The sequence below is a fragment of the Amycolatopsis sp. NPDC049868 genome (assembly GCF_044461365.1).
Lineage (GTDB): Bacteria > Actinomycetota > Actinomycetes > Mycobacteriales > Pseudonocardiaceae > Amycolatopsis.
Map to the genome: position 1 here is coordinate 789,666 of NZ_JBITKV010000002.1, position 12,675 is coordinate 802,340.

The window sequence follows — 12,675 nt, forward strand, 5'->3', positions numbered from 1 at the left end:
GGGCCGTTCCTTGCAAATTTCGCAAGGAACGGCCCGTTCCTAGCATCCGGGACTGCGCTCACCGCCGGTACCGCATAGGGTTTTCGGGGTGACCAGAGAAGCCCCGGTAGTGCTGTGGTTCCGCCGTGACCTCCGTCTCGGTGACCACGCCGCCCTGCTGGAGGCCTCGAAGCACAGCAAGCACGTCCTCGCGCTGTACGTCCTCGACGACGCGCTCCTCAAACCCTCCGGCGCCCCGCGCGTCGCGTTCCTGCACGGCTGCCTGAAGGCGCTGGACGACCAGCTCGGCGGACGGCTGATGCTCGTCAAGGGCGACCCGGCCGAGGAAGTCGTCAAAGCGGCTCGCGAGGTCGGCGCCGCGACCGTGCACGTCAGTGCCGACACCGGCCCGTACGGCCGCCGCCGCGACGACGAGGTCAAGAAGGCGTTGGCGGAGCACGACATCGCCTGGGCCGAAACGGGTTCCTCGTACGCGATCACCCCCGGCCGCATCACCAAGCCCGACGGCGACCCGTATCGCGTGTTCACGCCGTTCTACCGCGCGTGGGTGCGCCACGGCTGGCCGCGCCCCGCCGACACCGGTAAGTCCATTGTGGACTGGGTGGAGCCGCCGCGGTCGGTCAAGCTCCCGAAAACCCCTTCGCTCAAAGGGATGGAGCTGCCCGAGCCCGGTGAGAAGGCGGCGCTGGAGCGCTGGCACGAGTTCCTGGACGACGGCCTCGAAACCTATGACGAGGACCGCGACCGCCCCGATCGTCCCGGTACGACAAGGCTTTCGCCGTATCTGCGCTGGGGTTGCGTCCACCCGCGCACCCTGCTGGCCGACCTCGCCGGGAACGAGGGCTCCGGCGCCAAGGCGCTGCGCGGCGAGTTCGCCTGGCGCGAGTTCCACGCCGACGTCCTGTGGCACCGCCCCGAAACCGCGCGGAAGAATTACGATTCCCGGTTCGACGCCATGGAACACGAGAGCGACGACGAGGCTTTCCGGCGGTGGTGCGAGGGGCGCACCGGGTTCCCGATCGTCGACGCCGGGATGCGCCAGTTGCTCGCCGAGGGCTGGATGCACAACCGCGTCCGGATGATCGTGGCGAGCTTCCTGGTCAAGGACCTGCACCTGCCGTGGTGGCTCGGCGCCCGGCATTTCATGAAGCATCTGGTCGACGGCGATCTCGCGTCGAACCAGCTGAACTGGCAGTGGGTCGCGGGCAGCGGCACCGACGCCGCGCCGTACTTCCGGATCTTCAACCCGACGACGCAGGGGGAGAAGTTCGACCCCGCCGGTGACTACGTCCGCCGCTACGTCCCCGAACTCCGGTCTGTGCCGGGCAAGGCCGTGCACAAACCGGAGAACGTCAAGGGTTACCCCGCACCCATGGTCGACCACGCGCACGAACGGCAGGTCGCCTTGGAGCGCTACGGCGCCATCAAAGGTTAGCCGCGCAGGGCTTCCGAAAGCTTGATCCGGCTGCCGACCCGCAGGACGCTGTTCTGGTAGATCCGCGCGCCCAGCCAGGTGAACAGGGCGATGGCGGCCACGGTCAGGCCCAGCGACGCCACGATCTCCCACACCTCGACGGTGCCCGCCGCGATCCGCGCGGGCATCAGCACCGGGGAAAGCAGCGGCACCAGGGAAAGCACCTTCGTGCCCGTGCCCTCCGGAGCCTGGGCCAGCAGGTTGAACCCGACGATGAAGCCGAGGATCAGCACGATGTTGACCGGGCCGATCACCGACTGGGTGTCCTCCTGCCGGGAGACCAGCGAACCCATGGCGCCGTAGACGGTGGCGTACAGCAGGAACCCGAGCAGGTACCACACCACACCCCACAGCAGGGCGCCCGTCGCGACGCCGGACAGCGTCAGCACGTTGGTCGCCGAAGCGACGATGAACCCGACACCGCCGATGATCACCAGCTGCGTCAGCCCGACGAGGCCGAGCCCGATCACCTTGCCCAGCAACAGATGCCACGGGCGGACGGTGGACAGCAGGATCTCCACCACCCGGCTGGACTTCTCTTCGACCACGCCCTGCGCGACCAGCGTCCCGTAGGTCACGATGCTGATGTACAGCAGCACCGCCACGATCAGCCCGATCACCATCCGCTGCGACTTCTCGGGGTCCGGCGGTTTGATCGAGTCGACCTCGACCTGCGTCTGGTGGACCGTGCGCATCACCTGCTCAGGGGACTCCTGGGCTTCGGAAAGGATGCCGTTCAACACTTCCTGCTGGGAAACGCCGTTCAGCAGTGTGCGCAGTTTGGTGTCCAATTCGGACTTGACGAGCACCTTCAGCTCGGTCGCGTTGCCGGACAGCAGCGCGTCGAGGTCACCGTTCTCGACCTGCGACCGGCCCTGCGCCGGATCGGCGACGGTGACGGTCTCGATCTTCTCGCCGATCGCCGCGCCCGCCGTCTGCAGCTGCTGCGCGATCCCGGCGGTCTGGCCGGTGAGGCCGACCTTGCTCTTGTCCTCGTTGCCGATCAGCGTGGACTGCAGCAGGACGTAACCCATCAGCATGACCAGCAGCACGGCGGTGCCGACCACGAAGGACCTGGTGCGCAGCCGGGTGTTCAGCTCGCGTTTGGCGATCAGCCAGACCGCGCGCCATGAGGAAACGGTGTTCATGCGGAAACTCCCTGTGCCGCCGGCTTCTCGGCGACGGCGTCGCGGAACAGCTCGGTCAGCGAACGCCTGCGTTTGGTGAATTCGGTGACCGGCCCGGTGGCCAGCGCCGCGGCGAGCACGGCCTGGTCGTCGGCACCCGTCTCGAGTTCGAGGATCGTCGTCTGGCCGTTCTGCTCGATCGTCCGGACGCCGGGGACGGCCGAAGCCCAGCCGGGCGCCGCGGCGGGGGCGGTGACGACGAGACCGTTGCCCGCGCCGGCGGTCAGCTCCCCGACGGTGCCGGAGGCGACCATCCGTCCACTTCGGATGATGCCGACCCGATCGCACAGCCGCTCGACCAGATCCAGCTGGTGACTGGAGAACACCACCGGCACCCCGGTCGCGGCCTTCTCCCGCAGCACCCCGCTCATCACGTCCACGGCCAGCGGGTCGAGGCCGGAGAACGGCTCGTCCAGCACGAGGACCTTCGGATCGTGCACCAGCGCGGCGGCGAGCTGCACGCGCTGCTGGTTGCCGAGGCTCAGCTTCTGCACCTCGTCCTTGCGCCGCTCGGTCAGCCCGAGCCGGGCGATCCAGTTCTCGGCACTGCGGTGGGCGTCGTTGGCCGACATCCCGTGCAGCTCGGCGAGATAGACCAGCTGCTCCAGCACCTTCATCTTCGGGTACAGCCCGCGTTCTTCCGGCATGTACCCGATGTGGGTGCGGGTCTCGTGGGTGATCGGCGCGCCGCCGAAGCGCACCTGGCCCGAATCGGCCGCCAGCACCCCGAGCACGATCCGCATCGTGGTGGTCTTGCCCGCGCCGTTGCTGCCGACGAAGCCGAACAGCTCACCGGGCTGGACCTCGAAGCTCACCTCGTCCAGCGCCACCTTGGCGCCGTAGCGTTTGGAGACCTTGTCGATCTCCAGTTTCCCCTCGCTCATTTCCACTTCCCCTCCTCGAAATACCGCACCAGCGCCGCGAATCCCCGATGGACGCCGGAAACCGTGCGGTTCCGCTCGATCAGCCCGTCCAGCTTGACGTTGCTCACCACCGAGCTGGCCCGGTACACCAGGACCGCCCGGCCCGCGCCGGCGAGGACCCCACCCGCCACCAGCACGACGGCGACGACGCCGATGGACACCTTGTGCCGCTTCTTGTCCCCGGTCATGCCGGAGCCACCCCCTCGAAGTCTTCAGGGTCGTCGTCCGGCAGCCGCCACGCGAGCCACAGCGCCGGTAGCGACGTCCCGAAGACGAGCAACGCCGCTGTCATCGCGGCCAGGAGGGAACCGGCATCCGGTTGCCCCGCCGCGTAAAGCCCGTACCCGAGATCCACCAGCATCAACACGCAGATCCCCTGGAACGCAGCGTAGTGCGCGCGGTTTCGCAGCAGCAGCTCGCGCTCGTCGAGATCCTTCGCCGCGGAGCCGGGGCGGCCGACGGCCTTGCGCAGCACCGCCGCGGTGCCGACACAGAGGCACAGCCCGGGCCCCATCAGGCCCACGGCGAACCACAGCGTCGGCTCGCGCAGCAGCGCGGCACCGACGATCACGACCAGATGGCCGATCACGGCGGCGACCGCGAGACGACGGCGATCCGACCGGGTCCGGGTGATGGTCATGCGTGGCTCACCTCTTCGAAGTCTTCGGGGTCGTCGTCCGGCAGCGACCAGCCCAGGATGACGGTGGCCAGCGTGGTGCCGGTGACCAGCAGCGCGCAGGCCATCATCGCGCCGCGTGCGCCGCCGTCCTCGGTGCCCGAGACGACCAGGCCGTAGATCACCGCGACCAGCATCAAGGCCACCAGGACCTGGTAGCTGACGTAGGTGACGCGGTGGCGCCATTCCCGCTCGCGTTCGTCGAGCCGCATCGAGAACCCGCCGCTCATCTTGCCGGTGAGGATCCGCAGCAGGTATTGCGCGCCGCCGGCGATGACGGCCCCGCCGAACCAGCACACGACGAACACCGGCGGGGGCTGCGCGTGGAACAGGGCGGCACCGATGATCAGGATCAGGTCGCCGACGAGTATCAGCACACTCAACGCTCGCCGCCGTTTCCGCGTGCGCCAGGTCGGCAGCTTGAGCGCTCGCTTGCGTTCCACCTCGTCCAGCCGTTCCTGCTGACGCTCCCAGTACGCCGCGAGACGGCCTCGCTCCTCGCTCATGTTCCCCCCTCCCGGTAGACCTGAGTGGACAGCGGCGTGAACGGTTCGCGGCTGAACACGGCTTCGACCGGGAGGTCGAACACCGCGCAGATGCGGAACGCCAGGTCCAGGCTCGGGTAGTGGTCTCCCCGTTCGAGCGCGCCGATGGTCTGCGGATTGACCTCGACGGCCGCCGCGAGGGCGGCCCTGCTCAGTCCACGCTCGGCCCGGAGCACGGGAAGCCGGTTGTAGATCGGCAGCTCTTTGCCGCGTCTTACCGGGCTCATGGAACATACTGTTGCAAAAACCCAACGACTCGTCAAGTCGAGGGCATGACTCACCGCATTGAGAGGACTAAATGCGGGAGGAGGATCAGGAGAGGCCGGCGAGCGACTTGCCGACAAGCTCCTGGACGCGTGCGCGGGCGGCCTCGGCGTCGGGAGCGACCAGGCTGAGCCGGGTGCGGCGCTCCAGGACGTCCTCGACGTCGAGAGCGCCCTCGTGCCGCACGGCCCAGACGACCTCGGCGGCGCTGATGTCGGTCCCGCCGAACAGGGGCAGACCCAGTTCGGGGTCGACCTCGCCGAGTGCCGCGACCCGCGGCGCTTCGGTGCCGTACTTCGCGACCAGCCGAGGCGGGGCATCCACAGTGGACAGACGGTCGCGCGGTGTCGCGCCGAGCAACGGGAGCCGGGACGTGGGCGACGGCCCGGCGAGAAGCCCGGACCGGTTCAGCGCGGCGTCGACGGCGTCCTCGGCCATCTTCCGGTAGGTCGTCAGCTTGCCGCCGACGACGGTGAGCACGCCGTCGGCTCCGGTCACCACCGCGTGCTTGCGCGAGAGATCCGCGCTGCGACCGCCACCACCTTCGACCAGCGGCCGCAGACCGGCGAACGAGCCCGCGACGTCGGCACGGGTCAGCGGGCGGGTGAACGCCGTCGACGCCACTGCGAGCAGGAAGTCCACATCGGACTCCGGCACGGTCGGCACCCGCGGCACGGGGCCGTCGATCGGTTCGTCGGTGACCCCGACGAACACCCGGCCGTCCGGTTGCGGCAGGAGGAAGACGAACCGGTTGTTCTCGCCGGGAACGGGCACGTTGACCGACGTCGCGCCGATCCGCGCCGCCCCCGAAGCCAGGATGAGGTGTGCACCGCGAGACGGCCGCAGCCGTACCGACTCCGCCAGTTCGCCCGCCCAGACACCCGTCGCGTTGATCACCTGCCGGGCGTGGATCTCGATCTCCTGCCCGGTGAGCCTGTCCCGTGCCAGCACCGATTCCGCGTCGAGCCGGAGCGCTTCGACCCTCGTCAGGATCTTCGCGCCGCGTGCGGCGGCCGTGCGGGCGAGGCTCACCACCAGGCGCGCGTCGTCGGTCAGCGCGCCGTCGTAGGCCAGTAGCGCCCCGCGCAGACCTTGCGGGGACAGGCCGGGTGCGAGCGCCAGCGCCTCCGCGGCCGGAATCGACCTCGGGCGGGGCAGTACCGACGCAGGCGTCCCGGCCGCGCGGCGAAGGCCGTCACCGGCGACGAGCCCGGTCATGATGAAGGCCTGCTGACCGCGAGAGGTCCTGCGGTACATGGGGAACAGCTGGGGGATCGCCCTGCTGAGATGCGGGGCGGTGCGGGTCATGAGGATCCCGCGTTCGACGGCGCTTTCGTGTGCCAGCGCCAGATCGCCCTTGGCGAGATACCGGAGCCCGCCGTGGACCAGCTTGCTGGACCAGCGGGATGTCCCGTATGCCAGGTCGTACGCCTCGACCAGGGCGACCGAGAGCCCCCGCGCGGCCGCGTCCAGCGCGATGCCGGTGCCGGTGACACCGCCGCCGACCACCACCAGATCGACCCGCTCGCCGCCGGCCAGCGCCGTGAGTTCCCGGTCGCGCCGAAGTGCGTTGAGCGAGCCCGGCGTCACGGGCGCAGCGCCGCGTCGAGCACGTTGGCGAACTCCGCCATCAGCTTCTTCTCGTCCACGTCCGTGATGGCGGGACGGTACGAGAACGCGAAGGACTGGATGAGCAGCAGCAAGGTGCGAGCCTGCGCGGCCAGGTCGCCCTTGCGGATCGAGCCGTCCTCGTGGCCCGACTTCAGCAGGTGCAGGATCACGCCTTCGGCGAAGCGCTGGGTCTTCCCGAACCGTTCGACGATGTACGGCAGGACCAGTTCCGAATCGAGGTCCAGCAGGGTGCGGAACAGCGGATCGCCCGACAGCGCGGCGACGGCGGCCGAAGAACTCTGGACGAGCTTCTCGCGGAAGTGGGCGGGCTCGGCTTCGGGTTCCGCGGCGCCCTGCAGCAGGCCGCCGAACTCACGGGTCATGAGGGTCGCGAGCACGCTGCGCACGTCCGGGAACCGGCGGTAGACGGTCATCCGGCTGACCTTGGCGGTCCGGGCGATCTCGGCGAGGGTGGTCCGCCGCACGCCGACGGCGAGCACGCACTTCTTCGCGGCGTCGAGCAGAACGTCGTCGGACACACGTGTCGAGGCCTGGCGGGATCGGGTGTCCGCCAGCGCCGAAACGCCTGTTTCCGCAGGTGAGTGACGTTTTACGTCCATATGTAACACTGTAGTCGTGACCGAGCTTATTGACCACCGGTTAAGACGATCCTGGACGCCCGAGGCCGGTGATGCCGCCCACCTTCCGGCCAAGGCCCTGAGGTGGCTCGTCCAGCGTATCGGCCCGTTGGGCTCCGCGGCGCCTTTCGCGCCCGATTCGGCGCTGTCCGTTCCCGAACCGGTGCTGGACGAACGGCCCAAGCGAGACCTTGAAGAACTCGTCGGCGCCGAGTACGTCCTGACGGCGCCGGGGGAACGGCTCGCGCGGGCCAGTGGTCTGTCCTATCTGGACCTGATGCGGCGACGGGGATTCGGTGATTTTCCGGTGCCGGACGCCGTCGTCCTGCCGGAGAATCCCGCCGAAGTCCAGTCGGTACTGGAAATCTGCGCACGGCACGACATCGGCGTCGTCCCGTTCGGCGGCGGGACGTCGGTGGTCGGCGGGGTCGCCGCGGTGCGCGGGGGCAAGGCCTCGGTGATCGCGCTCGACCTCACCCGGCTCGGCGAACTGGTCTCCGTCGATCCCGTGTCCCGGATCGCGGTCCTGCAGGCGGGGGTCACCGGTCCGGAGGCCGATCGGCTGCTCGCCGCGCACGGCTTCACCCTCGGGCACGTTCCGCAGTCCTACGAACGCGCCACCATCGGCGGATTCGCCGCGACCCGGTCGGCCGGACAGGCCTCGTCGGGCTACGGCCGGTTCGAGGACATGGTCAAGGGGGTCCGGCTCGCGACCCCGCGCGGGGAATGGAAGCTCGGCGTGGCGCCGGCGTCGGCAGCGGGACCGGATCTGCGGCATCTCGCCATCGGCAGCGAAGGCGCACTCGGCGTGATCACCGAGGTCGCCCTCCGCGTCCGCCCGGTGCCGGAAGCACGCCGTTACGAGGGCTTCGTCCTCGACGGCTGGGAGAAGGGCACCGACGCGGTCCGTGAACTCGCCCAGCGGCACGTGCTCGCGGACGTCACGCGACTGTCTGATGTGGACGAAAGCGAGGTCTCGCTCGCACTCAACGACAGCTGGAAGACCAAGGCGCTGCGCCGGTATCTGAAGGCACGGGGAGTCCACGCTCCTTGCCTGCTGATCGTCGGCTGGGAAGGCGCGTCGAAACGCGAGGTCGCCCGGCGGCGTCAGGAGACCGCCCGGGTGCTGGCGCGGTTCGATGCCGTGCGCATCGGAACCGCGCTCGGCGAATCCTGGCGCCGCGGCCGGTTCTCCGGCCCTCGGCAGCGGGACGCCTTGATGGACAACGGGGTCTGCGTCGAAACCCTGGAAACCGCCGCGTACTGGGCGGAACTGATCGACCTGCGGGACGCGGTCCGTGCCGCGCTCACCGCGACGCTCGGCAACGCCATCATCATGTGCCACGTCTCGCACGCCTACGAAACGGGTGCGTCGCTGTACTTCACCGTGCTCACGCCGCGCGACGAGGCCGACCCGATCGCCCAATGGCAGCGGGCGAAGGCGGCGGCCTCGGAAGCGATCACCGGCATCGGCACGATCTCGCATCACCATGCCGTCGGTGTCGACCACGCGCGTTATCTGGCGGCGGAGATCGGCGAGATCGGCGTCGAAGTGTTGCGAGCGGCGAAGAAGACCGTCGACCCGAGCGGGATCCTCAATCCCGGGAAGCTTCTCTGATCAACGTCCTGGCCTCGACCAGCGTGCAGTCCAGGCCGTGCGTTTCGGCCGGGATCCCGTTCAGCGCCGCGGCCCGGCGCTGTTCGAGGTCGGCGACGCGGATATGCCTGCCGTCCACCAGGATCGGCAGGCGGATGTCCGCGGCGCCGACGTACGCCAGCACGTCGTCGAGCACGGTGCCGTCGTCGAGGGTGATGGCCGGGGCGGTCAGCCGCACCAGGTTGTACCGGATGCCGGCGCCTTCGCATTCGTCGAGCACGGCCAGCTGTCCGGGGGTCGCGAACCAGACGGCGTGCTCCTCGACGACGCCCGGGGCGGCGGCCAGCGTCGCGGGGCGCTGCCCGTCCCGGAACCGCAGGCCGGACGCCCAGACCGCGGCGAGGTCGGTGCAGCGCGCGTGGCAGACGACGACCGGACCCTCCAGGCCCATGTTCTCCCGCAGCCAGGTGATCTTGGACGGGCACGCGTTCGAGCCGTAGGCGAGTACCGCCTGGCGTTCGCGCCAGCCCTCCGGCGCGGTGTCGAGGCTGTGCCCGGCACCGTCGAAGTGGACGAACGAATGCCCCGGTCGCGCTCCCGGATACGGATCGGCCGGGAAATCGGCGTCGGTGAAGAGTTTCACCACGTCACCACGCTGCGGAGGACGTCTCCCTGGTGCATACGCTCGAAGGCCTGCTCGACACCGTCGAGGGCGATCCGCTCGGTGACGAACTTGTCGAGCGGGAGCCTGCCCTGGAGGTAGAGGTCGATCAGCATCGGGAAATCGCGTGAGGGCAGGCAATCGCCGTACCACGACGACTTGAGCGAGCCGCCGCGCGAGAAGAAGTCGATCAGCGGCAGTTCCAGCCGCATGTCCGGGGTCGGGACGCCGACGAGTACCACCGTGCCCGCCAGGTCGCGCCCGTAGAACGCCTGCCGCCACGTTTCGGGCCTGCCGACCGCGTCGATCACGACATCCGCGCCGAACGAGCCGGTGAACTCCTGGATCGCCTCGACGACCTGGTCTTCGCTCAGCCCCTTGCTGTTCAGCGTGTGCGTGGCGCCGAATTCCTTGGCCCAGGCGAGTTTCCGGTCGTCGGTGTCGACGGCGACGATGGTCTTCGCGCCCGCCAGGTTCGCCCCGGCGATCGCGGCGTCACCGACACCGCCGCAGCCGATGACCGCGACGGAATCGCCGCGGCTCACCGCGCCGGTGTTCAGTGCCGCGCCGAGACCGGCCATCACCCCGCAGCCGAGCAGTCCGGCGACGGCGGGCTCGGCGGCGGGGTCGACCTTCGTGCACTGTCCACTGTGGACGAGCGTCTTTTCGAGGAACGCCCCGACGCCGAGCGCGGGCGACAGGGCGGTGCCGTCGGCCAGCGTCATCGGCCGGTCGGCGTTGAACGTGGAGAAGCAGTACCAGGGCCTGCCCCGGCGGCAGGCGCGGCAGGTACCGCAGACCGCGCGCCAGTTCAGGATCACGTAGTCGCCGGGTTCGAGGTCGGTCACGCCGTCGCCGACGGCCTCCACGAACCCCGCGGCCTCGTGACCGAGCAGGAACGGGAACCCGTCGTTGATCCCGCCCTCGCGATAGTGCAGATCGGTATGGCACACGCCGCACGCCTTGACCGAGACGACGGCCTCGCCGGGCCCGGGATCGGGCACCGTCACGGACTCCAGCGAGACCGGTTCACCCTTGGCGCGGGAAACGACGCCCTGGACCTCGTACGGCATGCCCACCTCCGAGTAGTCGACTTCGCAGCTTGCCACGAAGCCGACCCGGATCGCGACATCCGCTCGGGTGCGGTATCGTCCATCCATGCCCCCGCCGCCGCCCTCAATGGACGCGCTGCGCGCGCAGAATCGATTTAGCGCCCAGGTGTGATGATGTACGCGACTCCACCGGGACCGCTCGAAACTCCGCCATTCGTGTTGTACCGCTTGGTGCGCTGCCAAATCGTTTCGAACTGGTGTCGTTTGTAGACATTTCGGACCCGGTCGTTGCTGCTCGCGGCCGGGTCGTTCGCGATCACGTCACCGTCCTTGGTGAAGCCGACGACGACCATGATGTGCCCGGCGGTGCCGTAACCCGCGCCGTCGAGTTCTTCGGCCTTGAACGACTGCGACGTGATCACCGGGATGCCGCGCGCGATGTACTTTTCGAGTTCGTTCAAGGAGTGCAAACGGGTGATGTGCCCACGCAGTCCGAGTGAAGCGGCGTACGCGGTGTTGAACGGCCAGTTGCCGGTTCCGTCGTAGGCGTAGTCGAACGTGTAGCGGGCGGCGTACGCGACGGTCGGATCGACGTAACCCTCCGGGATCCACTTCATGTCTTCGGGCGTGGGCCGTTTGCCCCAGTATTCGGCCACCATTTCGGTGGACGTCGGGCTGCACCAGTTCTCGCCGCCACCGCCGTACTCCGGGAACTGTCCTTTGTGGAGGTTCTGCGCGTAGGCGGGCACCTTGAGCTCGATGCCGGTGGCGCGGCCCGGTTTCGTCGGCTGGACCTCGAAGCGGTCCGGCACCAGCGACGTCATCGCGCCGACCGACGTCACCGACGGCGTGGCGCGGGAACCGGCTTCGCGGTACAGGCTGACCCGCAGCTGGTACGAGCGAAGTGCGACGCCCGCCTTCATGACCAGCGTGTCGACGTCGACCGCGGCGTTGGCGTCGCTCTGGCCGTCGACGCTGGTGCGCTTGATGTCGGCGTCTCCGCTCGCCCACCTGCCCATGACGTACCAGGAGGTCTCGGTGCCCGACGCGGTGCGGCCCTTCGCTTCGATCTTGACCCAGGTCTTGGCCGGCGTCTTCGCGTTCCACGAGGCGACCAGCTGGGAGGCGTCGAAGCCCTGCGTGTGGCTCCGCGACGTCCATTGGCCGTATTCATAGGTCTTCGTGGTGCCGAGCGTGGGTTCGGTGTGCTCGATCGTGCCGATCGGGCGGTCGATGCGCAGCGCGCCGTGGTCGAGGCCGAGCCCTTCGAGCCTGCCGTCGCGGAAACCGGGGTGACCGGACCATTCGTGGTAGTCGATCGACTCGTCGTCCGGACGACCGGGACCCGCCTCCGCCGTCTGTGCCGTCACCGCGGTCATCGTCGCGATCGTCAGCAGCGTGACCAGCCCTCGTATGCGCATTCCGGCTCCATCCCTCGATTCCACCCAGTAGGGAAGGGATTTTCGCGGGTCGCGCGAGGTATGTAAACAGTTGCCTACAAGACGGCCTGAGTCTGTGTCACTTTCGCGACCAGCTTGTCCTCGTCGTCGCGGACCTCGGTTTCCACCACGATGAGCTTGCGGCCCGCGTGCAACGGCTTCGCGGTGGCCGTGGCGTGGCCGGACCGGACCGCGCGCAGGAAGTTCGTCTTCGACTCGACGGTGGTCGTGCCCTGCCCGCCCTCGGGCAGGTTGAGGAACGCGCAGACCGCGCCCGCGGAATCGGCGAGCGCCATCAGGGTGCCGCCGTGCAGCACCCCGCCGAGTGTGCAGAGCGTTTCGTCCCAGGCGATCCGGGCGCGCACGGCGGCGGGGGAGTGCTCCAGAACCTCGATGCCGAGCCGCTCGGTGAACGGCATGGTCCGGTGGAAGAGCGCGGTGCCTTCTACGTCGGTCATGACGCCGAGCGTGCCCGGCACCGCGCCCCGTGTCGATTACCCCTGAGGTAACGGACCTCGTGAGTGGCATGGATGGTCAGAGCCAACCTTGACCGGGGGTCGCGAAAGCCACTTTCGCGACGTCTGATGTCCCGAAAGTGGCTTTCGCGA

At 69.0% G+C, this 12,675-nt stretch carries 14 protein-coding genes; 2 read left to right on the forward strand and 12 right to left on the reverse strand.

Annotated elements, in window-relative coordinates; all coding sequences use genetic code 11:
- The first annotated feature begins 88 nt into the window (after positions 1-88).
- The gene (locus ACIBTM_RS11965; RefSeq protein ID WP_395876484.1) at positions 89-1,435 is read left to right on the forward strand and encodes a cryptochrome/photolyase family protein; all 1,347 of its coding nucleotides are present in this window, start codon (positions 89-91) and stop codon (positions 1,433-1,435) included.
- Here the strand turns inward: ACIBTM_RS11965 and ACIBTM_RS11970 are convergent.
- The 8 genes from ACIBTM_RS11970 to ACIBTM_RS12005 all read right to left on the reverse strand — a co-directional run bounded on the left by ACIBTM_RS11970 (position 1,432) and on the right by ACIBTM_RS12005 (position 7,219).
- Positions 1,432-2,622 carry an ABC transporter permease gene (locus ACIBTM_RS11970; protein ID WP_395876485.1) on the reverse strand — a complete coding sequence of 397 codons (1,191 nt, stop codon included), beginning with the start codon at positions 2,620-2,622 and terminating at the stop codon, positions 1,432-1,434. The two genes, ACIBTM_RS11965 and ACIBTM_RS11970, sit on opposite strands and share 4 nt — an antisense overlap.
- Positions 2,619-3,545, reverse strand: coding sequence for an ABC transporter ATP-binding protein (locus tag ACIBTM_RS11975; protein WP_395876486.1), 927 nt, complete (start codon positions 3,543-3,545; stop codon positions 2,619-2,621). Before ACIBTM_RS11975 ends, ACIBTM_RS11970 begins: the two co-directional genes overlap by 4 nt.
- Positions 3,542-3,772 (reverse strand): hypothetical protein, encoded by a 231-nt coding sequence (locus ACIBTM_RS11980; protein WP_395876487.1) that lies wholly within the window; start codon positions 3,770-3,772, stop codon positions 3,542-3,544. The genes ACIBTM_RS11975 and ACIBTM_RS11980 overlap by 4 nt, the downstream gene beginning before the upstream one ends.
- Positions 3,769-4,224, reverse strand: coding sequence for a hypothetical protein (locus ACIBTM_RS11985; RefSeq protein ID WP_395876488.1), 456 nt, complete (start codon positions 4,222-4,224; stop codon positions 3,769-3,771). Before ACIBTM_RS11985 ends, ACIBTM_RS11980 begins: the two co-directional genes overlap by 4 nt.
- Complete coding sequence (locus ACIBTM_RS11990; protein WP_395876489.1) at positions 4,221-4,766, reverse strand: hypothetical protein; 546 nt, start codon at positions 4,764-4,766, stop codon at positions 4,221-4,223. The genes ACIBTM_RS11985 and ACIBTM_RS11990 overlap by 4 nt, the downstream gene beginning before the upstream one ends.
- On the reverse strand, positions 4,763-5,032 hold the full coding sequence (locus ACIBTM_RS11995) for a helix-turn-helix transcriptional regulator (protein WP_034308595.1): 270 nt from the start codon (positions 5,030-5,032) through the stop codon (positions 4,763-4,765). The genes ACIBTM_RS11990 and ACIBTM_RS11995 overlap by 4 nt, the downstream gene beginning before the upstream one ends.
- 85 nt (positions 5,033-5,117) lie before the next feature.
- Positions 5,118-6,659 (reverse strand): glycerol-3-phosphate dehydrogenase/oxidase, encoded by a 1,542-nt coding sequence (locus ACIBTM_RS12000; RefSeq protein ID WP_395876490.1) that lies wholly within the window; start codon positions 6,657-6,659, stop codon positions 5,118-5,120.
- The gene (locus ACIBTM_RS12005) at positions 6,656-7,219 is read right to left on the reverse strand and encodes a TetR/AcrR family transcriptional regulator (RefSeq protein ID WP_395876788.1); all 564 of its coding nucleotides are present in this window, start codon (positions 7,217-7,219) and stop codon (positions 6,656-6,658) included. Before ACIBTM_RS12005 ends, ACIBTM_RS12000 begins: the two co-directional genes overlap by 4 nt.
- A 97-nt stretch (positions 7,220-7,316) precedes the next feature.
- On the opposite strand from ACIBTM_RS12005, the gene ACIBTM_RS12010 reads away from it, so the two are divergent.
- Positions 7,317-8,936, forward strand: a complete 1,620-nt coding sequence (locus ACIBTM_RS12010; RefSeq protein ID WP_395876491.1) for an FAD-binding oxidoreductase — start codon at positions 7,317-7,319, stop codon at positions 8,934-8,936.
- On the opposite strand, the gene ACIBTM_RS12015 is transcribed toward ACIBTM_RS12010, so the two are convergent.
- From ACIBTM_RS12015 to ACIBTM_RS12030, 4 genes are all read right to left on the reverse strand, one after another.
- On the reverse strand, positions 8,914-9,561 hold the full coding sequence (locus ACIBTM_RS12015) for a gamma-glutamylcyclotransferase (RefSeq protein WP_395876492.1): 648 nt from the start codon (positions 9,559-9,561) through the stop codon (positions 8,914-8,916). The genes ACIBTM_RS12010 and ACIBTM_RS12015 overlap by 23 nt on opposite strands.
- Positions 9,555-10,649 (reverse strand): S-(hydroxymethyl)mycothiol dehydrogenase, encoded by a 1,095-nt coding sequence (locus ACIBTM_RS12020; protein WP_395876789.1) that lies wholly within the window; start codon positions 10,647-10,649, stop codon positions 9,555-9,557. Before ACIBTM_RS12020 ends, ACIBTM_RS12015 begins: the two co-directional genes overlap by 7 nt.
- A gap of 134 nt (positions 10,650-10,783) precedes the next feature.
- Positions 10,784-12,049, reverse strand: coding sequence for a C39 family peptidase (locus tag ACIBTM_RS12025; protein ID WP_395876493.1), 1,266 nt, complete (start codon positions 12,047-12,049; stop codon positions 10,784-10,786).
- Positions 12,050-12,123: 74 nt separating this feature from the next.
- Positions 12,124-12,525 (reverse strand): PaaI family thioesterase, encoded by a 402-nt coding sequence (locus ACIBTM_RS12030; RefSeq protein WP_395876494.1) that lies wholly within the window; start codon positions 12,523-12,525, stop codon positions 12,124-12,126.
- Between the last annotated feature and the right edge of the window lie 150 nt (positions 12,526-12,675).

Excerpts from the sequence above, each read along its gene's own strand:
- ACIBTM_RS11970 (WP_395876485.1), bottom strand. The coding sequence starts at position 2,622 with ATGAACACCGTTTCCTCATGGCGCGCGGTCTGGCTGATCGCCAAACGC.
- ACIBTM_RS11975 (WP_395876486.1), bottom strand. The coding sequence starts at position 3,545 with ATGAGCGAGGGGAAACTGGAGATCGACAAGGTCTCCAAACGCTACGGC.
- ACIBTM_RS11980 (WP_395876487.1), bottom strand. The coding sequence starts at position 3,772 with ATGACCGGGGACAAGAAGCGGCACAAGGTGTCCATCGGCGTCGTCGCC.
- ACIBTM_RS11985 (WP_395876488.1), bottom strand. The coding sequence starts at position 4,224 with ATGACCATCACCCGGACCCGGTCGGATCGCCGTCGTCTCGCGGTCGCC.
- ACIBTM_RS11990 (WP_395876489.1), bottom strand. The coding sequence starts at position 4,766 with ATGAGCGAGGAGCGAGGCCGTCTCGCGGCGTACTGGGAGCGTCAGCAG.
- ACIBTM_RS11995 (WP_034308595.1), bottom strand. The coding sequence starts at position 5,032 with ATGAGCCCGGTAAGACGCGGCAAAGAGCTGCCGATCTACAACCGGCTT.
- ACIBTM_RS12020 (WP_395876789.1), bottom strand. The coding sequence starts at position 10,649 with ATGCCGTACGAGGTCCAGGGCGTCGTTTCCCGCGCCAAGGGTGAACCG.
- ACIBTM_RS12025 (WP_395876493.1), bottom strand. The coding sequence starts at position 12,049 with ATGCGCATACGAGGGCTGGTCACGCTGCTGACGATCGCGACGATGACC.
- ACIBTM_RS12030 (WP_395876494.1), bottom strand. The coding sequence starts at position 12,525 with ATGACCGACGTAGAAGGCACCGCGCTCTTCCACCGGACCATGCCGTTC.